Source organism: Ensifer adhaerens (assembly GCF_013283195.1).
Classification (GTDB): Bacteria; Pseudomonadota; Alphaproteobacteria; order Rhizobiales; family Rhizobiaceae; genus Ensifer; species Ensifer adhaerens_G.
The window spans coordinates 2,141,738-2,162,128 of record NZ_JABEKT010000001.1 but is presented as its reverse complement, the minus strand read 5'-3'; the positions used below and the strand labels follow the sequence as shown (position 1 = coordinate 2,162,128).

The 20,391-nt window shown below is 60.9% G+C and carries 17 protein-coding genes; 3 read left to right on the top strand and 14 right to left on the bottom strand.

The features are described from left to right. Positions 1 to 38: 38 nt before the first annotated feature. The 4 genes from LPJGGPFB_RS10295 to LPJGGPFB_RS10280 are packed head-to-tail and all read right to left on the bottom strand — an operon-like array spanning position 39 to position 7,029. On the bottom strand, positions 39 to 1,592 hold the full coding sequence (locus LPJGGPFB_RS10295) for a caspase family protein (protein ID WP_173419836.1): 1,554 nt from the start codon (positions 1,590 to 1,592) through the stop codon (positions 39 to 41). 3 nt (positions 1,593 to 1,595) lie between these two features. After that, positions 1,596 to 2,486 (bottom strand): OmpA family protein, encoded by an 891-nt coding sequence (locus tag LPJGGPFB_RS10290; RefSeq protein ID WP_173419835.1) that lies wholly within the window; start codon positions 2,484 to 2,486, stop codon positions 1,596 to 1,598. A 22-nt stretch (positions 2,487 to 2,508) separates the two neighbouring features. After that, positions 2,509 to 5,736, bottom strand: a complete 3,228-nt coding sequence (locus LPJGGPFB_RS10285; RefSeq protein ID WP_173419834.1) for a c-type cytochrome — start codon at positions 5,734 to 5,736, stop codon at positions 2,509 to 2,511. Between the two features lie 39 nt (positions 5,737 to 5,775). Further along, a complete protein-coding gene (locus tag LPJGGPFB_RS10280; protein ID WP_173419833.1) occupies positions 5,776 to 7,029 on the bottom strand; it encodes a ferric reductase-like transmembrane domain-containing protein in 1,254 nt (417 codons plus the stop codon). 260 nt (positions 7,030 to 7,289) lie between these two features. Here LPJGGPFB_RS10280 and LPJGGPFB_RS10275 point away from each other — a divergent pair, with 260 nt between their 5' ends. Next, positions 7,290 to 7,907, top strand: a complete 618-nt coding sequence (locus LPJGGPFB_RS10275; protein ID WP_173419832.1) for a GntR family transcriptional regulator — start codon at positions 7,290 to 7,292, stop codon at positions 7,905 to 7,907. Between the two features lie 4 nt (positions 7,908 to 7,911). Here the strand turns inward: LPJGGPFB_RS10275 and scpC are convergent, their stop codons facing one another. From scpC to cysG, 6 genes are all read right to left on the bottom strand, one after another. Further along, positions 7,912 to 9,414: a succinyl-CoA:acetate CoA-transferase ScpC gene (gene scpC, locus LPJGGPFB_RS10270; RefSeq protein WP_173419831.1), complete on the bottom strand. Its 1,503-nt coding sequence runs from the start codon at positions 9,412 to 9,414 to the stop codon at positions 7,912 to 7,914. A gap of 279 nt (positions 9,415 to 9,693) precedes the next feature. Continuing rightward, positions 9,694 to 10,506 (bottom strand): ferredoxin--NADP reductase, encoded by an 813-nt coding sequence (locus LPJGGPFB_RS10265; RefSeq protein ID WP_173419830.1) that lies wholly within the window; start codon positions 10,504 to 10,506, stop codon positions 9,694 to 9,696. A 147-nt stretch (positions 10,507 to 10,653) separates the two neighbouring features. Further along, positions 10,654 to 11,154, bottom strand: coding sequence for a DUF934 domain-containing protein (locus LPJGGPFB_RS10260; RefSeq protein WP_173419829.1), 501 nt, complete (start codon positions 11,152 to 11,154; stop codon positions 10,654 to 10,656). Positions 11,155 to 11,171: 17 nt separating this feature from the next. Continuing rightward, positions 11,172 to 12,845, bottom strand: coding sequence for a nitrite/sulfite reductase (locus tag LPJGGPFB_RS10255; RefSeq protein WP_173419828.1), 1,674 nt, complete (start codon positions 12,843 to 12,845; stop codon positions 11,172 to 11,174). A 14-nt stretch (positions 12,846 to 12,859) separates the two neighbouring features. Further along, the gene (locus LPJGGPFB_RS10250; RefSeq protein WP_173419827.1) at positions 12,860 to 13,174 is read right to left on the bottom strand and encodes a DUF2849 domain-containing protein; all 315 of its coding nucleotides are present in this window, start codon (positions 13,172 to 13,174) and stop codon (positions 12,860 to 12,862) included. Positions 13,175 to 13,184: 10 nt separating this feature from the next. Beyond that, complete coding sequence (cysG, locus tag LPJGGPFB_RS10245; RefSeq protein ID WP_173419826.1) at positions 13,185 to 14,645, bottom strand: siroheme synthase CysG; 1,461 nt, start codon at positions 14,643 to 14,645, stop codon at positions 13,185 to 13,187. A 232-nt stretch (positions 14,646 to 14,877) separates the two neighbouring features. On the opposite strand from cysG, the gene LPJGGPFB_RS10240 reads away from it, so the two are divergent. Both LPJGGPFB_RS10240 and mazG read left to right on the top strand, forming a co-directional pair. Then, positions 14,878 to 15,465, top strand: a complete 588-nt coding sequence (locus tag LPJGGPFB_RS10240) for a nucleoside deaminase (protein WP_173419825.1) — start codon at positions 14,878 to 14,880, stop codon at positions 15,463 to 15,465. 4 nt (positions 15,466 to 15,469) lie between these two features. After that, positions 15,470 to 16,303 (top strand): nucleoside triphosphate pyrophosphohydrolase, encoded by an 834-nt coding sequence (gene mazG / locus LPJGGPFB_RS10235; RefSeq protein ID WP_173419824.1) that lies wholly within the window; start codon positions 15,470 to 15,472, stop codon positions 16,301 to 16,303. A 30-nt stretch (positions 16,304 to 16,333) separates the two neighbouring features. On the opposite strand, the gene hflX is transcribed toward mazG, so the two are convergent. The 4 genes from hflX to trkA all read right to left on the bottom strand — a co-directional run bounded on the left by hflX (position 16,334) and on the right by trkA (position 20,346). Next, positions 16,334 to 17,659, bottom strand: a complete 1,326-nt coding sequence (gene hflX, locus LPJGGPFB_RS10230) for a GTPase HflX (protein WP_173419823.1) — start codon at positions 17,657 to 17,659, stop codon at positions 16,334 to 16,336. A gap of 78 nt (positions 17,660 to 17,737) precedes the next feature. Continuing rightward, a complete protein-coding gene (gene hfq, locus LPJGGPFB_RS10225; RefSeq protein ID WP_003535434.1) occupies positions 17,738 to 17,980 on the bottom strand; it encodes an RNA chaperone Hfq in 243 nt (80 codons plus the stop codon). A gap of 110 nt (positions 17,981 to 18,090) precedes the next feature. Next, positions 18,091 to 18,954: a D-amino-acid transaminase gene (locus LPJGGPFB_RS10220; protein WP_173419822.1), complete on the bottom strand. Its 864-nt coding sequence runs from the start codon at positions 18,952 to 18,954 to the stop codon at positions 18,091 to 18,093. Positions 18,955 to 18,969: 15 nt separating this feature from the next. Next, positions 18,970 to 20,346, bottom strand: coding sequence for a Trk system potassium transporter TrkA (trkA, locus tag LPJGGPFB_RS10215; RefSeq protein ID WP_173419821.1), 1,377 nt, complete (start codon positions 20,344 to 20,346; stop codon positions 18,970 to 18,972). Positions 20,347 to 20,391 lie beyond the last annotated feature (45 nt).

Genomic DNA, 20,391 nt, shown 5'->3' with positions numbered 1-20,391 from the left:
AAACGGCAACAGCAATGACCAGGCTCTGATGTCGACGCTCATTGCCCGCGCTCCCGCGTATAGAGCGGCTGGACCGCGACGGCACTGTCGGTTCCATCAAGCCGTTCTTCCAGGAGACGCAAAAACCTCGATGCATCGACGCCGGGGCCCGCGAGGGCAGCAGCGACCGCGTCGATCGAAGCATTCGTCGAGATGACCACCAGATGATCGGCGCCGAAGGGTTTCACCACTTCCAGGTCCGTCAGCTTGAATACATGGCTGCCGGAGCCTGCTATCTGGGCGTCGAGAAGCTGGACTTCCCCGGTATTGGCGAGATTGACGACCAACATGTTCGCGTATCCGGATTGCGGCGCATCGAAGTTCAGGCGATCCCCTGATGAATAGATGTCCTTGGCCGGCGTCAGCGAGACTTTGCCGGGGTTCTGCGCGGCGAGAGCCTTCAGGAAATCGAGGACGATGAATTTGTCCACCACCCCCTGCACCATATCGGGGGCAACGTGTTCGCCGGCAACATCGCCGTTTGGCGTGTAGAATGTGCCGCTGGTAGCATCCCATCGATAGGGGACGCCGCTGCCACCGATATTCTCAAGCGTCGGCGCCACGCCGTCGACGCTGAGCGCCAGCTTGCCCGTCCACCCCATGTCCCGGGCCGGTTTCAGCTTTGCCGACCGGCCGGTCGCGGCAGCACTGTTGCCTATTGCCAGCGTCGCGCTTCTGGGCAGGGACAGGACGATTTCCCTATCTGATCGCGGAACCTGCGGCGTAAAGTTCGGCACCTGCAGCGCCTCGGACTGGAGCTTGACGTTGGAAAAGACGTAGTCCTCAAGCTCGACCCTTGAGATCAGGCCATCGCCATCACGATCGGCTGCCCCCTCAAGCGCACGGGCGAAACTCCAGCTGAGCGCGCCCCTTGGCTCACCTTCGATCACAACCTCCGGCGTTGGCTGGCTCTCAAGCGATGCGGCAAGGATCGTCACCTGCGCCAGATCCTCGTCCTTGACCGCCGCGCCGGAAACCGCCTCTTGCGACGGCGGCGGCAACTGCGCCCGCACCGTCGGCGCAAGCCGCGTCTTGCCGGAGATCGACCGGTTCATGCCGCCCGAGTAGCAACTGTCGGAAACGAACAACACCTGAACGCCCTTGGCCTCTGCTTCGGCGAACCAGGCATTGAGCTCGTTATCGACGATGACCTCCCTTGCCGTCTCCGCAGCCCGGCTGCGATCGAAGCCCGGAAGCTCCAAAAACTCGTCCAGCCCATCCGGCTCGCTGCCGGCAACAAGCTCCGGCATCTGAGCGCCATGCCCGGCATAGGTGAAGATGATCGTGTCGCCGGCTGCTGCGGCCTCGACAAGCTCCAGCCAGGCCGTGCGGATCGCGTCCTTGGTCGCCTGTTCATTGATGAATTCGCGGATAGGGCCGACATCTGCCGCCTTCAATGCCTGCGCCACGTCACGTGCGTCCTTGACGGCGCCGTCGAGGCTCACTTCATGTGGATAGGTATCGACGCCGACAACAAGCGCTGACGTGGCGGCCATGGCGGGCAGCGCCGATAGCCCAAAGATCACGCTCGAAATCAGAGCTTCGCGCAGCACCGTCTATTTCTCCACATCAACTTCAACGCGGCGATCCAATTGGTGCAGCATCGCTTCGTCATAGGCGCTCGGGTCATCCGGCTTGAACGGCTCTTCCTCACCCTTGCCGACCGTGGTCCAGGTGCCCTTGTAGCCAGCGTCCACGAGATAGTGCGCGAGAGCTTCGGCACGCGCCAACGACAGCGTCTTGTTCGCCTCTGTGCCGCCCACCGGATCCGTGTGGCCAATCAGGGTGATCGACACGGGTTTTGCCGATTTCAGGCACTCGAACAGATCCTTTGCTGACTGCAGCCCTTCAGGTGTGAACTCGGTAGTCCCGAAGACATAGCGAACCGGCGTCGCCTTCTTCCGGATCGATACGCCGCGATAGGAAAATTTGCAGGCGCCGCGCATCGCGAGCTTCACCGGCCTGGCCGCCGCAAGCCGCATCTCGGAAGCAAGCCGATCGAGGCGCAGAATGTAGGCGTTGTCCGGCGCCATCCACTCCGGGGTCAGTTGCTCGTTGGCCGCATCCTCCAACGCCTGCTGGTAATAGGTCGCCGCGCTTTCGTATTTCTTTCGCGCCCGGTCGATATCGCCAAGCGCGTCGAGGATTTGCCATGGTCCACCGACATCGTCGCGCGCCGCTTCAAGCTCGCCTTGGAACGTTTCAAGGGAGGCGCCACCCCCGGCCGCGTTTGCGATGCGGTTGAAAGTCGCAAGCGCCGCCACGCGCCGGGTAAGCGCTGCCTCCGTATCAGAACAAGCTTTCGTGCGTTCCAGCGCGGCAGCCGATCGCGCCCCCGCCTCGTCGCCCCTGTTGAGAGCTTCAGAGGCTTCGACCAACGCGTCACAGGCGCTGGCCGGGTTGGCGAGCGGCAACAACACTGCGGAAGCGACGATCAACCTTTTCATCATCTTGCCCATTGCTTTAGCGCTATTCCTTGATCTCGAAAGTTACCATCTGCACGCTGCTCGCGCCGTTGTCCGCCCGCGCCTTCTTGGCGAGGTTGACCGCCAGCCCACGCGTCGGCGGCAACTTCGATTGGGCGACGTATTGGCGTGCTTTCTCCAGCGTGAGCTTCTGCTCCGCCAGGCCACCGACCCGGCAGAAGGCAAGCATTGTTTCAGCGGGCGCTGCCGTATCGAAGGTCAGCGTGCCGGTCCCGGGCTGCGGGATCAGTCTGGGTTCGCCGGGCTGCAGCGTCGTGTTGCCGATCATCTCGTCCGGGATGACTTCGACATTGCCGTTTTCCTCGACATAGAGGATCTGCAATTCGCAGGCCTGATTGGCGCTGAGCTCGAACGATAGTTGGTCGCCGACCTTGGCCGTCGTCGTCGGCACCTTCAACGCGAGCTCCAGCTTGCTGCCGTCCGTCGCCTCCTGTTTGCGGTAGTCCGGAACCGCCGCGGCCACAGACTGCGGCATTGCCTCCGGCTGCAGTCCGTCGCCGGCGACCACGATCAAGCCGGTATCGAGGGCGCGACGCTGGGTGAGCGGCTCCAGCAACAGGGCATATTGCTGTTCGACCTCGTTGCGCGGAACAGTTCCGCCGGCCTCCAGCGTCGTGACCCAATCCAGCCCGAGACGCAGCACATTCACATCCGTCACGCGCTTGACCGCTTCGGAAAACTGCTGCGGCGTCATGTCGAATTCAGCCGCCAGACCGTCGAAGTCGAGTTCGTCTTCATACTTGTCGGCGAAATAGGTGACGATCTCCGCGTCGCCGGGCGCGTGCTTGCTCTGCAGTCCGCCGTCCGGTGTCGGTTCGGTTACTTCCAATTTCTGCAGAGCCCCGACGAAGCGCTCGCGATCCTTGCGATAGGCCTCGTCCAGCTCCGCCTGTTTCACATACATCGCCAGCAGCACATCCTGCTGGTCCTTGCTGAACAGCGTCGACGTGGCGATGTGGTCGCGCAACTGATCACGCTTCGACAGAATGCCATCGGCATGACAATCGAAGCAGGAGCGGGCATTGACGATCTCGACCCCCTTGCCTATCGGCCGCTCGCGGAACGAAACGATGGTGGTGGGCCCGACATCGAGCTGTTTTCCTGCCGCGGTCGACAGGTAATAGCCCTGCAAGCCGTTGGGCAGCGAAAAGATCATTTCCCCGCCATCGTGCTCAAACGGCACCAGACCGGCATCGAGCGTGCCCAGTTCCTTGGGCCCATGCGGGAAACGCTTCAGCACCTGTTTGCCGAGATCACCAGCGAAATCGTAGGATTTCCAATAGTATCCGCCAAACGGCATATCGTGCCGCTCAAGCATGCGGTTGTGGTCCGAAACACCAGAGGAGCCATCCGCAAATCCGGCCCGCAGAACATTGCGCCGCCTGATGTTGTCGTCCACATCGATCTTGAAGCGCGTTTCCAGTTCTCGGATATGCGTCGGCAACTTCATCAGCCTGTTGTAAATCTCCGGCCGGGCGCCATTGCTCATGAACCAGTCGATGCGCATTATCGGCAGCTGCGTCTGCATCTCGGTGGACAGCGCCTGAAGCGAGGCATCGCTCTTCGGATCGACGCCATAGAAGTAGCGCTTGACCAGGAAATCATAGTCGGCGGTATCCCACTGCAAGTCTCGCAGATCGACCCGCACGAGCAGGCCATTGGTGCCGTCCACCTCCGCCGGCACCACCAGCTTCGGACCATAAGACAAGGAGTTCAGCAACTTCTTGAAGCCACCCGCCAGCACATCCATCCGCTTCATGAACGTGGCGTCGTCTTCGCAACCCATCATGCCGTTATATTGGTCGCGGTAAGAGAAGTAGCGCACGTGCCGACGATCGAGTGCGCTGACCTTGGAGATATCCTTGAGCGCCGCTTCGACGAACTGGTCGTAGGACAGCATCGGGCGCGATCGATCCGGCTTGGCGGCCGCCGTCTGCGGCAGGTTCTTTTCACTGAGCGAATTGATCCAGTCTTCGAGCACCTTGACCTCTTCATCCGTTGGTCGCTTGCCAAGCGGCATGCGGCCGCTCGTGACCGAGGTGAAGAGGCGTGATTTCGCGGCATTGCCCGGCGTGACGAAATTGGCATCGGCGGCGATCGACGTCAGTTCGCCTGCGGGGTAGCTGCCCTGCGAACTCTCGCCGGGACCATGGCAGTTGCGGCAATACTTGCCGATGAATGCATCCGCCTGTTGGGCGAGTGCTGCATTGTCGCCAGAGAACGCCGTCGAGGCGGTGGTCTCCTTGCAGACTGCCGTGACAGATTGCGCCACCGGTGCCGGCGCCTTGACCTCGCGATCGGACAGGAACGCGTAGATCGCGCGACGATCATCGTCGCTGAGCGCCGAAAGTCCCTTGACGATGCGTCGCATGACGGGATCGCTGATCGGTGCGCCGGACAGCTTCTTGCCTTCGCCGATCAGGCCCGTGGTAAAGACTTCGGGCGCGGCCAGACCCGCCATCTTCGCCTTGCCGATATCGGGCGCGACCGCACCCGTCAGCCCCTTCTCGCCCTGATATGCGCGTTCCAGATCGAGCCCGTAGGTGGTCGTGCGCGGCGTATGACAGTCGCCGCAGCCGCCGACATTTTCAACCAGATAGCGCCCGCGCTCCATCTGCGTCTCTTCGCGCGGCTGATAGGCCTGAACGTTGAAATTGCTGCGTTTCCATAGAGTTATCGTCGTTTGTCGACTAAAGGGAAAAGCGATCTCATGTTCCTTGGAGGCCGCATCCGACGGCGGCAAGGTCTCGACATAGGCTTTGATATCAAGCACGTCCTCCGGCCTCATCCCGCCATAGGACGTATAGGGCATGACCGGATAGAGATTGTTGCCGTCGCGGTCGAGCCCGACCATCACCGCATTGAGAAACTGGGCATTGCTCCAGCCGCCGATACCGTTGGCATGGTTCGAGATGTTCGGCGCATAGAAGGTTCCGATCGCCGTGTTCATCTCCATGCCGCCGGACAAAAGCTCGGTTTCATCGCCCGATCCGTGGCAGGCGCCGCAGCCGGCTGCGTTGAATATGTATTTGCCGTTCCCGACATTCGCCTTGTAGGTCGAGAAGGCGTCCTCGGCAAAAGCGTCGCGCGCCGATGCGGCGCCGGGACAGAGCGTGGCGGTGAGCAGACCGGCAATCAATACCAATCCGTTCCTCGTGCGGATGCCGGCACTTGACGAGACGCTTGCTCGCATTTCACGCAGACCGCGCATGGCCGTACTCCCTCAATCGAAAAATCTTCAATTAAACTGCTATCGAAACTGAAACTGTTCGAACTCCACGCGGAGCGGCTTCTTTCCAAGCTCTTTCAAGCCCTTGACGATCGCCTCCCTCAGCGGTGCCGGACCGCAGAACCAAAGGTCGGCCTCGCCCGGATCGATGAGACTGCCCGCCGCCAGTTTGGCCGCATCAAGCCGCCCGTCCGTGGCCGAATCGTGCAGCACGAAGCTGAAGTTGCCGAGCTTTTCCGCCTGCGCCTCGAAGGTTTCAAGGCCGATCGCTTCCTTTCGGTCGCGTACGCAATAGACCATGTGGATGTCCTGCCCCTCGCCGCCGGTCAAATGGCGGGCCATGGCGAGGAACGGCGTGACCCCGATGCCTCCGGCAAGCCAGATCTGCTTCCTGGCGCCGCGTCGATGATTGAAATGACCGTATCCGCCTTCGAGCTTCAGCCGGTCGCCAACGGCAACGCTATCCCGCAGGGCCTGCGTATAATCACCGAGCGGCTTGATGGCGAAGCACACCGTGCCGTCGCCATCGATGCCGGCAATGGTGAAGGGATGCGGCTCGCGCAGGCCAGTCTTCAACACACGCAGGAAACCGAACTGCCCGGGTTTGGCCCGCAGCGCCCGACCTTTTGGCCGCGCCGAAATGATCGTCGCTCCATCGTGCCTCACCACCTCGGAAACGTCGTATCGACGGGTCCTCAGCCAAGGCAGAAGCTGCGTATAGGCATAACTCAGGATCCCGAGTGCTGCGAACACATTGAGATACACCGCAAGCAGAGCGGTGCTGTCATAGGGACGCTTGATGAACATCTGGTGGAACGCGACAAGGACGAACAGCAGGCCGATGAAGCGATGGGTATAGCGCCAGAGGTGGTAGGGAATCTTGATCTTCGTCTTTGGGATGATTTTGACGAGGCTGAGAACAAGCAGAATGACAAGCCCGTAGAACGCATACTTCCCGGCGGAGGCGGCAAGCTGGTTCAGTCCACTGGTGAATGACAGCCCCTTGAAATCTGGCGTCAGGAAATAGTGGACAAGGATAAGCACCAGCACACTGATGCCGATCTTGCGGTGAAGGTGATAAATGCGGTCAAGCCCGCCGAACAACGGCTCGATGACCGGCGGGCGTGCCGCCATGAACTGCGCGATGCCCATACCGACGAAAGCCATCGAGGAGGCCATCAGCGAGAACGTCGTCTGCGCGTTCGTATGGCTGACTGCCGGGACGGCAAGCAGACCCGCAAAAACAATCAGCGACCAGACCAGAAACGCACCCACCTTTAGCCAAGCCCCTCAACGCCGATGTCTGACGCTCTTTTTAGAGAAGACTGACAAGCAGCTTCCTCTTCGTCAACACCATTCAACCCTCGAACGGGCGGCAAGCCAAATTTATTCAGGCCGTTGAAATCTGAGGCTTTTACCGTTCCATGGCTACCACTTCGATCAGTGTAATCATTCCTGATTAGCAGCCATGAGTTCGTTTGCCATTAAACTGAAAACATGACACGCTCTGATATATCAGAAACTGTGGGATGCACATGTCAGTTCACTCCCAGGCCCACCTCGCCTATCTCGCTCTTGAGCGGCTGATCGTTACGCTCAAGCTTGAGCCCGGCATGTTGCTGACGGAAAGACAACTGATCGAACTTGCCGGCCATGGCCGCACGCCGGTGCGCGAGGCCATCCAGAAGCTTGCCTGGCAGGAACTGATGGAAGTCCGTCCGCGCATCGGACTGCAGATAACGACGATCGGGCCGGACGATCGCGCGCATGTGGTGCAAACTCGCCAGAAGCTGGAGCCGCTTGCAGCCGCCTTGGTCGCGGAACACGCCACCACGGATGCACGGCGCGCAATGAAGGAATGCGCCGCGGAAATGAGCCGATGCGCAGACGCTGCTGACATGGAAGGCTTCCTGGTGGCCGACAAGGTCTTCGACGAACTGATGGAGGAAGTCTGCCCCAACAGGTTCCTGACGGCGGCTCTTGCGCCACTGCAGACGCATGCCCGGCGCATCTGGTTTGCCGCAGCGTCCGTCGAGCGAATGCGCGGATCGGTCGAGCGCCACATCAGGGTGATCGACGCGATCGCGTCTGCCGACGCCGAGGGTGCGGCGGCGGCGATGTCAGCCCTGATGACCTACCTGGCGCAGGAGTAGGCGGTCAGGCACCCGGCAGCATGCTGCCCGTCTTCAGTCGGCGCACGTGCCAGTCGAAGGCTTCCTCCAGGATATGCGGCGTCTGCCCTGCCCGTGTTGCCACGGCGCGCTTGAAATAATCCGCCAGCAACTCGCGATAGGCCGGGTGGCAACAATTGCGGATGATCAACGGCGCGCGCTCGCGCGGCGCAAGGCCGCGCAGATCGGCGAGCCCATGCTCGGTGACCAGAATATCGACATCGTGTTCGGTGTGATCCACATGGGAAACCATCGGCACCACGGACGAGATCGCGCCGCCCTTGGCAACCGATTTCGCAACAAAGATCGACAGGAACGCATTGCGGGCAAAGTCACCGGAGCCACCGATGCCGTTCATCATGTCGGTACCGCCGACATGGGTCGAGTTGACGTTGCCATAGATGTCGAACTCGAGCGCGGTGTTGATGCCTATGACACCGAGGCGGCGGATGATCTCCGGATGGTTGCTCACCTCCTGTGGCCGCAGGATCACCTTGTCCTTGTAGGCGCGGATATTGCGGAAGACCCGATCGGCCCAGGTGCTGCTGAGCGTCATCGACGCCGCCGAGGCGAAGCTCAGCTTGCCGGCCTCGAAAAGCTCGAAGGTGCTGTCCTGCAGCACTTCGCTGTACATGCGCAGATCGTGGAACGGGCTGTCGACGAGGCCACTCAAGACCGAATTCGCTATGACGCCGATACCCGCCTGCAACGGGTTCAGCGTCATGTCGAGCCGACCCTTGCGCACTTCGTCCTGAAGGAAGTCGATGAGGTGCCCGGCGATCGAGATGGTCTCGGCATCCGGTGGCGAGATGCGCGCGGCGCTGTCCTGCTTTTCGGTGATAACGATCGCTGCAATCTTGTCCGGATCGATCGGAATATAGGGTGAGCCGACGCGGCTGTCGCAGGCGACGACCGGGATCGGCGTGCGCGACGGTCGCTTGGCCGGAATGTAGATGTCATGCAGCCCCTCGAGCTCCGGGCTGTGGCTGAGATTGAGCTCGACGATCACTTTCCTGGCGAGGATCGCAAAGCTTGCGGAGTTGCCGACCGACGTCGAAGGCACGATGCCACCGTCCTCGGTAATCGCCACCGCCTCGACGACGGCATAATCGATCGGGCTGATCTGGCCGGAGCGGAGCTGCTCGACCGTTTCAGAGAGATGCTGGTCGATGAACATGACTTCGCCGCGATTGATGGCAGCGCGCAGCACGGGATCGGATTGGAACGGCAGGCGGCGCGCAAGAACGCCCGCCTCCGTCAGCATCTTGTCGATGTCGTGCCCGAGCGACGCTCCGGTCATCAGGGTGATGCGAAACTTCTCCTTAGCCGCCCGCTGCGCCATGGCCAGCGGCACGGCTTTCGCATCGCCAGCCTTGGTAAAGCCGCTCATGCCGATCGTCATGCCGTCCTTGATCAGCGCCGCCGCCGTCTCAGGCGTGACGATCCGGTCATGCAACGACTTGCGGCGAATTCTGGTTTCAAGGCTCATCAGCCACTCCCTGCAAGGTCCGCCATCGCCGGAACATCTCCGGCACGGACGCTTTTATTGGTGCGCTCGTTCCGGCTGGTTACGGTCGCGCACCATGTCAAAATGCTAGGGGAACGATAGTGCCTGATGCCAGCCGCCGGTACGCTGATTGATCAGAGCGGAGCTTCCGGAAACGCATAGCTCGTCCTCCGGTCGCGACTGTGGCACAGATGCGAAAAAGGCGCATCCGGTGATGCGCCCTTCAAGATGTTGCGATGATGTTTCGTCTCTTGTCGCCCGTTAGCCGACGAAAGCCCGTTCGATGACGAACTCGGCCGGCTTGTTGTTAGCGCCCTCGGTCAGGCCTGCCGCCTCGAGGATCTCCTTGGTGTCCTTCAACATCGCCGTCGAGCCGCAGATCATGCCGCGGTCGATCGCCGGATCGAGCGGCGGAAGACCAAGATCGGCGAAGAACTTGCCGTTGACCATCAGGTCGGTCACCCGGCCCTTGAACGGGTAGTCCTCGCGCGTCACCGTCGCATAGTGGCGAAGCTTGTCACCGACAATCTCGTTCAGGAATTCGTGGTTGCGAATCTCGTCCACGAGATCGAAGCCGTATTTCAGTTCGGCCACGTCACGGCAGGTGTGCGTGAGGATGACCTCCTCGAACTTCTCATAGGTCTCGGGGTCGCGGATCAGGCTGGCAAAAGGCGCAATGCCGGTGCCGGTCGAGAACATGTAGAGCCGGCGGCCGGGAACGAGCGCATCCAGAACCAGCGTGCCGGTCGGTTTCTTGCGCATCAGCACCTTGTCGCCCGGCTTGATCGCCTGCAGATGCGACGTCAGCGGGCCATCGGGAACCTTGATCGAGAAGAATTCGAGTTCCTCGTCCCAGGCAGGGCTTGCGATCGAGTAGGCGCGATAGACGGGTTTGTCCCCGACCATCAAACCAATCATCGCGAATTCGCCAGAGCGGAAGCGGAACTCCGCAGGACGGGTCATTCGGAAGCGGAAGAGCCGATCCGTATAGTGAGTGACGCTCGTCACCGTCTCGACGAAGACACCTGCTGGTGCCTGGATCGCGAAATCTTCCGTTTTTGCCGGAGCATTCATCGTGGCTACAGTCCTGTAAATGATGACCCTGTCTATCAACAATAAGCGGATATTCCAAGCCGCGCTCAACGGGAAGGAAATCCCTTCCAAATATAGTCGCTTTCGCGCAATTCGGCGTGCTTCACACTGTCGCGGTCAGCACAACATTCAAGAAACACGCCGCCAGCTATAGGATCTGGCGTCTGCAGAGGGTCGCGCCGTCGGCTGATAATGATTGGCGATACCCGGCAACCGGCCCTCCGTCAGACGCTTCAGGGCCGTTCCATTGGTTACCGCGAAACTATCGATACCGCAACGCAGCATCAACGGGATCTGATCGATCAGGACGTCTCCGACTGCCCTTACCTCACCGGCAAAACCAAGCCGCGCGCGCAACAGCGACGCATGGCTGAATGCCCGCCCGTCATTGAAAGCCGGGAATGCGACGGCGACCAGCGCGATGCGATCGAGATAGGGCTGCAGTTTGGTCACGTCATCCGCCGGAGCAACGACAACCCCCAAGCCAACCTCATCCGTCTCAGCCACCTTGGCGAGAAACGCATCGAGACCGAGGATCGCCTTTTCGTTCGAACCGGCCTTGGTTTCCTCGTTTTCGATGATCCAGGGATCGTCGCTGACGAAACCGGTTTCCTTCCAGATTTTTGTCATGTCCGTTCCTTAGCCCCTCAAGCGGCTTCCTGTGCGCTGCCGCCATAGAGCGCGTCTTTGAAAGGTTGCGGACCGACCCGACGGTACGCTTCGAGGAACGTCTCCGACTTGTCGTTGCGCAGCCCGAGATAGGTATCGACGATCGTCTCGATCGCGTCGGTCACCTTCTCCGGTTCAAAACCGCGACCGATGATCTCGCCGATCGAAGTGTTCTCATCGCCGGAGCCGCCAAGCGTGATCTGATAGAGTTCCGAACCCTTCTTTTCAACGCCGAGCAGACCGATGTGGCCAACATGGTGGTGGCCGCAGGCGTTGATGCAGCCGGAGATCTTGATCTTCAACTCGCCGATTTCGGCCTGCCGCTCTGGCGCGCCGAAGCGGGTCGAGATTTCCTGCGCAACCGGAATGGAGCGAGCGTTTGCAAGCGCGCAGTAGTCGAGCCCGGGACAGGCAATGATATCGGTGATCAGGCCGGCATTGGCCGTCGCCAGACCGGCAACGACGAGCGCCCGGTAAATCGGCTCCAGATCCGCCAGCGCCACATGCGGCAGGATCAGGTTCTGCTCGTGGCTGACGCGGATTTCGTCGAAGGCATATTCCTCGGCGATGTCGGCAACGGCGTCCATCTGGGCGTCGGTCGCATCCCCCGGAATGCCGCCGATCGGCTTCAGCGAGATCGTGACCATTCCGTAGTCAGGATGCTTGTGCGGCTGAACGTTCTGGTGGACCCAGCGCGAGAACTCCGCATCGGTCTTCTTCCAGCGTGCAAGGCTTTCCCAGCCTTCCGCGCGCGGCTCCAGCGCCGGAGGTGCAAAATAGGTGGAGATGGCCTGGATATCGGCTTCCGGCAGCTTCAGCTCCGTATCCTTCAGCGCTGCGAATTCCACTTCGACCTGACGGGAGAGTTCTTCCGCACCGGTCTCGTGGACGAGGATCTTGATACGCGCCTTGTACTTGTTGTCGCGACGGCCATGCAGGTTGTAAACGCGCATGATCGCCGTCGTGTAGGACAGAAGATCCTCTTCCGGCAGGAAATCGCGGATCTTCTTGGCGATCATCGGCGTGCGGCCCTGTCCGCCACCGACATAGACAGCAAAGCCGATGCGGCCGTTCTCATCCTTCTTCAGGTGCAGGCCGATGTCATGCACCTGGATCGCCGCACGGTCGCGCTCGGCACCGGTAACGGCGATCTTGAACTTGCGCGGCAGGAACGAGAATTCCGGGTGCACGCTCGACCACTGCCTCAGGATTTCCGCATAAGGCCTTGGATCTGCGACTTCATCAGCCGCCGCGCCGGCGAAGTGGTCAGCCGTGACGTTGCGAATGCAATTGCCTGACGTCTGCAGCGCGTGCATTTCGACACTTGCCAGTTCGTCGAGGATATCCGGCGTGTCGGAAAGACGCGGCCAGTTATACTGGATGTTCTGGCGGGTGGTGAAATGGCCGTATCCACGATCATATTTGCGGGCAATGTGCGCGAGCATGCGCATCTGGCGGCTCGACAGCGTGCCATAGGGGATGGCGACGCGCAGCATGTAGGCATGCAGTTGCAGGTACACGCCGTTCATCAGACGCAGCGGCTTGAATGCATCCTCCGCCAACTCGCCGCTCAGGCGGCGTTCGACTTGATCGCGGAACTGATCGACTCGCGAGGAAACGAAGGCATGATCGAATTCATCGTAACGGTACATGTTTTGTCGGTTCCTCAGGCAGCAAAGTTCGGGCCGGCGAGGCCATTATATCCGGCGGCATAGGGGATCGAAGGACCCTCGGCGCGGATGCGTTCACGCATGCGCAGCGGCCGCAGCGTGCCGTTGACTTCCTCGACGTCGACGACGTTGGCGTCGACTACCTTGTTGTCGTCAAAAGCGAGTTTGCCGGTCGCTTCGAGCGCGGTGACCGCCTCGGCATGGCGGGCAATGAAGGCCTGCTGGAGCTGCTCGACCCAGTTGCCCGAGGCATCCAGCCAGACGGATATGCCATCCGAGAGCCGATTTGCCGTCAATACCTTGTTCACCATGACGTTTCCCTTAATTCACAAACTGTTCGCTGCGCTCAGCGGCAGCTTCGATCTTCTTATGCTTTGCTGTGCGCTTGCCGGCCACCAGCGGCTCGGAACGCTCGAAATTCGCGCCGGCTACGGCGTCGCCGATGATGACCATGACCGGCCCGGAAAGTTCGGTGCGGCTCTCGAGATCCGGCAGGTCCTTGAGCGTGCCGTGCAACAGCCGGCGGTCGGAGCGGCTGGCGTTTTCGATCACCGCCACGGTCGTTTCCGCGGGCAAGCCCGCCTGCATCAGGCGGCCGGCAACCGAGGCCGCGACGGTGCGCCCCATATAGACCGCGATGGTCGCGCCCGACACGGCCAGGCGCGCCCAGTCCGGCAGCACTTCTCCAGTCAGGTCATGGCCGGTCGTAAAGACCAGCGACGATGCAACGCCGCGCAATGTAAGCGGCAACTCGAAATCGGCAGCGGCGGCAAAGGCAGAGGTGATCCCCGGTACGATCTCATAGGTGATATCAGCCTCGCGCAGCGCAGCCATTTCTTCGCCAGCGCGACCGTAGACAAGCGGATCGCCAGATTTCAGGCGAACGACGCGCTTGCCTTCACTTGCAAGCTTCACCAGCAGCTGGTTGATCTCGTCCTGTGATTTCGTGTGGCACCCCTTGCGCTTGCCGACAGAGAGGCGCTCGGCATCGCGGCGCCCCATGTCGACGATCGCCTGTGGCACCAGCGCGTCGTAGACGATCGCATCGGCTTCCATCATCACCCGCTGCGCCCTCAGCGTCAGCAGATCCTCGGCGCCCGGGCCAGCGCCGACGAGCCAGACGTGACCGGAGGCTGCCTGTGCCGTGTCGAGCAGGCGCGAAGCTTCGCTGCGCGCGGCGGCAACATCGCCAAGCGCAACCTTGTCTGCCACCGGCCCCTGAAAGAACCGACGCCAGAAGAGGCGACGCGCGACACCGCGCGGCACGAGCCGATCGACAGCTTCGCGGTAGCTGGCGGCGAGCGTTGCCACGAGCCCGAGCGACGGTGACAGCATCTGATCGATCTGGGCGCGGATCATCTGCGCAAGCACCGGGCCGGCGCCTTCGGTGCCGATCGCAACGGCGACCGGGGCACGATTGACGAGCGCCGGTGTAAAGAAATCGCAGTAATCGGGCTGATCGACGGCGTTGGCCGGAATTCTCTGTTCGCGCGCGGCAACGACGATCCTGCGATCTTGCGCTGCATCGCCAGTCGCGGCAAACGCCAGGATCGCGCCTTCAAGTTGTTTCGGAGCGAAGGCGGCGCGTACGGTTTCAATCGCGCGCTCGCTCAGAAATGCAGCGAAGTCGGCCTCCGGTGCATCGGCATAAACGACGATCGCGGCCTCGGTGTTGAGCAGCAGACGCACCTTGGCAAAGGCCTCGTCGCCATTGCCGAAAACCGCCACGCGCTTTTGCGCGACGCGAAAGAATGCGGGGAAGACGGAGAGTTGCTGCGGCATGGTCTTGCAATCTGTTCCTTCTACAGGCTCCGCTCAATATCCCGCATAGCCCACAGCAATTGAAGAAACAGAAATTTCAATGGCTTTGAGGTCCCGTATTGTTTTGCTCGACCACGCGGCATTTTGAGCAAATATCTCCGGGACTGTTGCGCAATACCTGCTGTCGGCAGCCATTGCGCCCAAGGGGCAACCTCCGTTAAATGCCGCAACGCATTTGCCGGAGACTGAAGACATGACGCAATCCGAACTGGCCGAACGGCTGCTCGATGTGATCGAACAGGATATCCTGCCCCTGACGGAAAAGGGTGTGGCCGCCGGCAACAAGGTGTTTGGCGCGGCGATCCTGCGCAAGTCCGATCTTTCTCTCGTTCTCGCCGAGACGAACAACGAGACGGAAAATCCGCTCTGGCACGGCGAAGTACACGCACTCAAGCGTTTCTACGAGCTGGCGGAAAAACCTGATACACACGACTTGATCTTCCTTTCGACGCACGAGCCCTGCTCGATGTGTCTGTCGGCAATCACCTGGGCGGGCTTTGACAATTTCTACTACTTCTTCAGCCACGAAGATTCGCGCGACAGCTTTTCCATCCCGCACGACCTGAAGATCCTCAAGGAGGTGTTTCGTCTTGAGCCAGGCGGCTACGCACAGAACAATGCGTTCTGGACGTCATCGTCGATCGCAGCGCTCGCCAGGGACGCCGACCAGGCAACGCAGGAGAAGCTTGCAGCCCAGGATGCTCGCATCCGTGACTGTTATCAGCGCCTGTCCGACAGTTACCAGTCGGGCAAAAGCGACAACGCCATTCCGTTGAATTGATCTTATGAAACCATCACGCGACATCAAGGGCCTTCTCGATATCATGGAAGCACTGCGGCAGCCGGAAACCGGCTGCCCGTGGGACATCGTCCAGACGTTCGAGACGATCAAGCCCTATACCATCGAAGAAGCCTACGAAGTTGCCGACGCGATCGAGCGCGGCGACATGCACGACCTTTGCGACGAGCTGGGGGACCTGCTGTTGCAGGTGGTGTTTCATGCCCGCATGGCCGAAGAGGCCGGCGAGTTCGCCTTCGGCGATGTCGTCGAGGCCGTCACGGCCAAGATGATCCGCCGCCACCCGCACGTCTTTGCCCGTTCGGACGCGGACACTCCGGAAGCAGTCAAGGCCCAGTGGGACGAGATCAAGCAGGCCGAAAAGGCCGAACGTCAGGCGCGGCGCGCCAACCGGGGTTTGCCGCACGATGGTGCTGCCAGTCATCTGGGTTCGATCCAGCGCAGCTTCCCTGCCCTCGTGGAAGCGCTTAAACTGCAGGAACGCGCCGCCAAGGTCGGCTTTGACTGGTCGGAGCCGGAGCCGATCCTCGACAAGATCGAGGAAGAGATCGGAGAGTTGCGTCAGGCGTTGAAGGAGAAGGACCATGCGAAGGTGGCCGATGAACTCGGCGATCTGATCTTTGCGGTCGTGAACATCGGCCGCCATGTCGGCACCGATCCGGAAATGGCGCTGCGCGGCACCAATACCAAGTTCCGCCGACGCTTTGCCCATATCGAGCACGAGCTTGAAGCGCACGGAGAAACGCTCGAGGAAGCCACGCTGGAACGGATGGAAGAGCTGTGGCAGGCGGCCAAGGCCATCGAACGGCAACTGACCTGAGGCGACGATCCGCGCCTCAGGTGCAATGGCTTACCAGTCTTCCGCGGCGGGCTTCGGCCCGTTGCCGAGACGCCGCTCCAGATCCACAGCCTCGTTTTCCGTCAGACGCAGATCGAGACTGACGCTGCCGTCCTCCTGATCTTCGCGACCGTCGACGATGGCATGTTCGTAGACCCAGGGCAGAAGCTGCAACTGATCGACACCGAGAACGACGGTGCATTCTGTCAGGACACCGGAAAGCCTACGGCCGATCTCGGCCAGCAGCCCATCAACGCCCTCACCCGTAATCGCCGAGACGGCCACGGTGTTCTCAGAGCTTGCGGCTTTGTTCGTCAAGGCCTCACGCGCTTCCGGCTCCAGCCGGTCGATCTTGTTCCAGACCTCGACAAGCCGGGCCGCAGCCTCCTTCTCGTCAATCCCGAGATCGGCAAGGATGCGCAGAACGTCGCTTGCCTGCGCCTGATTGTCCGGATCGGAGAGATCGCGGACATGCAGGATCAAATCGGCTTCAAGCACCTCTTCGAGCGTCGCACGGAAGGCGGCGACAAGATGCGTCGGCAGATCCGAGATGAAGCCGACCGTGTCGGACATGATCACCATGCGGCCTTGCGGCAGCTTCAGCCGTCGCAACGTCGGATCGAGCGTTGCAAACAGCATGTCCTCAGCCAGTACGCCGGCTCCGGTCATTCGGTTGAAAAGCGTCGACTTGCCGGCATTGGTGTAGCCGACAAGAGCCACGATCGGATGCGGCACCTTCTTGCGCTTGGAGCGGTGCAATTGCCGTGTGCGGCGAACCTGTTCCAGTTCGCGCTCAAGCTTGACGATACGGTCCTGCAGCAAGCGCCGGTCCGCTTCGATCTGGGTTTCGCCCGGGCCGCCCATGAAGCCGCCACCGCCGCGCTGACGCTCGAGGTGGGTCCAGCTCCTGACGAGCCGGCCCTTCTGATAGTTCAGATGCGCGAGATCAACCTGCAGCGTGCCTTCCTTGGTGGAGGCGCGGCGCCCGAAGATTTCAAGGATCAGGCCCGTCCGGTCGATGACCTTGGCGTTCCATTCCTTTTCCAGATTGCGCTGCTGCACCGGGGTCAGCGGGTGGTCGACGATGACCAGGCCAGCATCCTGTTCAACGAGGATGTGACCGATCTCCTCGATCTTGCCGGTGCCGAGCAGCGTGCCCGGCTTTGGCTGCGCCACAGATACGATGGCGCCATGAACGACGTTGAGGTCGATCGCCCGGGCAAGGCCCGCTGCCTCTTCCAGCCGACTTTCGTCGGTGCGGGTGCTGGTCGCAGAGAGAGTTTCAGCCGACTGCCTGCCGGTCTTTTTCAAGACCGGCACAATAACGACTGCGCGCATGTCGTCGCGGAGCGTTTCAAGCTCCGGAATGATCGACGACGACTTTGAATCCCGTTTGGTAATGTGCCTTACGTCCCGTCAGGATGCGGCTTCTTCGTTCTCGAACATCTGCAGCGGCTGGCCCGGCATGATGGTCGAGATCGCGTGCTTGTAGACGAGCTGCGAATGACCATCGCGGCGCAACAACACACAGAAATTGTCAAATGACGTGACAACGCCCGTCAATTTGACGCCGTTGATAAGAAAAATTGTCAGAGAAATCTTTTGTTTGCGGACCGTATTAAGGAAAAGATCCTGCAAGTTCTGAGAACGTTCCGCCATCGCGCCGATTCTTTCTTATTTGCCGGCGTCGCGCGCCGGTGCATTTTGTCTATTTTTTCAATCAGAGGCGTCACAAGTACCCTTCCCCCGACGCCTCTGTCAGTTTGGTATCAAATCAATGTCTTTTCCGCAACGTCGAAAAAGGCTTCACGAATATTCTGTGCTATGCTTCCTGGATGACCGTTGCCGATCGGTTTGCCGTCGATGGAAACGACCGGAAAACAGATGCTCGTTGCGGCCGTGATGAAGACCTCGCGCGCTGCGAGCATCTCGTCCACTGAGAAGGCCCGTTCCTCGATCTTGATGCCAAGGGGCCTGGCCACGTCCATCAGCGTCGTGCGGGTAATACCCCTGAGAATGCCGTGATCGGCCGGACGCGTACGCAGGACGCCGTCGCGATCGACGATCCAGACATTGGTCGCAGCACCTTCTTTCACCGTGCCATCAGGATCGACGAAGATCGCCTCCTGGGCGCCCTCCTCCTTGGCCTTCTGGCGGGCCAGCACGTTCGGCAGAAGACCGACGGACTTGATGTCGACCCGATCCCAGCGGTTCTCCGGAACCGTTATGGCCGCTATACCTTCAGCACCCTTCCTGGCGATTACCGCGGTATCAGTGCGCTTGGCCGTCACCACGATCGTCGGCACGGTGCCCTTTGCCGGGAAGACGTGATCGCGGCGAGCGGCACCGCGCGTGACCTGCATGTAGAACAGGCCGTTTCGCACCCGGTTGCGGCGCACGACTTCACGAATGACATGCGTCAGCGCCGCACGGTTCATCGGCCAGTCGATGCGAAGTTCACTCAGCGATCGACCAAGGCGGTCGAGATGGCGGGTCAGATCGACGATGAAGCCATGACGGATCTCGCAGACCTCGTAGACCCCATCTGCGAACTGGTAGCCACGATCTTCGATATGGATGGCAGCATCGGCGTGCGGCACGTAGGCGCCGTTGACATAGGCAATTCTCGGCATGGCGTTTGTTTGACCTCAGAAGAACTGGATGCTGACGCGGAAGAGCTGTTCGACGTGGCGGACGGCCTCGGCGGCGGCAAAGAGCACGACGCGATCCCTAGCCTTGATCTTGGTGTCGCCGTGCGGGCGGATGAATGTCTTGTCCCGGTAGAGCGCGCCGATGCGAATGCCATCGGGCAGATCGAGCTCCCGCAGTGCTTTTCCGACCAGCGGCGAGGTTTCCAGCGCTTCGGCTTCGATCACTTCAGCCGTGCCCTTCTGGACGGCATAGACCGAGCGGATACGACCCTTGCGCACGTGCTGAAGCACGCGCGAGATCGTCACCGCACGCGGGTTGATATAGGCATCGACACCGGCCGTTCCCGCGAAATCCTGGTAGGACGGTTCGTTGATCAAAACGAGCGTCGATTTGGCGCCCAGCCGTTTTGCCATCATGCTGCCGAGGATATTGATCTGGTCGTTGTTGGTCAGCGCCACCACCAGGTCTGCATCCTGCACGTCGGCCTGCATCAGGATACGCTGATCCATCGCCGAACCGTTGAGAACGACAGTGTTGCTGAGCTTGTCGGCCATCATCACCGCACGGTCTCGATCGTTCTCGATCAGCTTGACGCGGGTCCTCGGCTGGTTTTCCTCGATCGCCTTGGCGACGAAATAGCCGATATTGCCGCCGCCGAGAATGACGATGCGGCGCGCTTCCTGCTCTTCGTGGCCGAACAGAGCCAGCGTGCGGCGCGCATGGTCGCGGTCGCAGACGACATAGGCAAGGTCGCCGGTCTGCAACTGATCCGACGAATGCGGCACGATCAGCTTGCCGTTGCGGAAGATGCCGGTGACCGTTGCCTGCAGATCGGGAAACAGTTCGCTCAACTGCTGCAGCGGCGTGTCGACCACCGGGCAGTCTTCCATGCACTCGATCGCGACCATCGCGATCCGGTCGTCGGCAAAGCGTACGACATCCGTCGCGCCCGGGAACGAGATGCGCCGCAGCACCAAGCGCCCGACTTCGACTTCCGGCGAAATGGTCACATCGATCGGCACGTTCTCGCGGGAGAAAAGGTTGGCGTATTCCGGCGCCAGATAGTTCTGAGCGCGGATACGGGCGACCTTGGTCGGCACATTGAAGATCGCATGCGCCACCTCACAGGCGACGATGTTGACCTCGTCGAACAGCGTGACCGCGATCAACATGTCGGCCTGATCGGCACCGGCTTTCGCCAGCACGTCCGGGTGGGCGCCGTGGCCGACATAGCCACGCACATCGAGGCTTTCGGTAATGTTGGCAATGAGCGCCGCCGATGTGTCGATCACCGAGACGTCATTGTCTTCCTGGGCCAACCGTTCGGCGATGCCGTAGCCGACCTGTCCCGCACCACAAATGATCACCTTCATGTCGTTCTTTCACCAAGGTACAGGCGGCCGTCGGCCAGAAGAAAT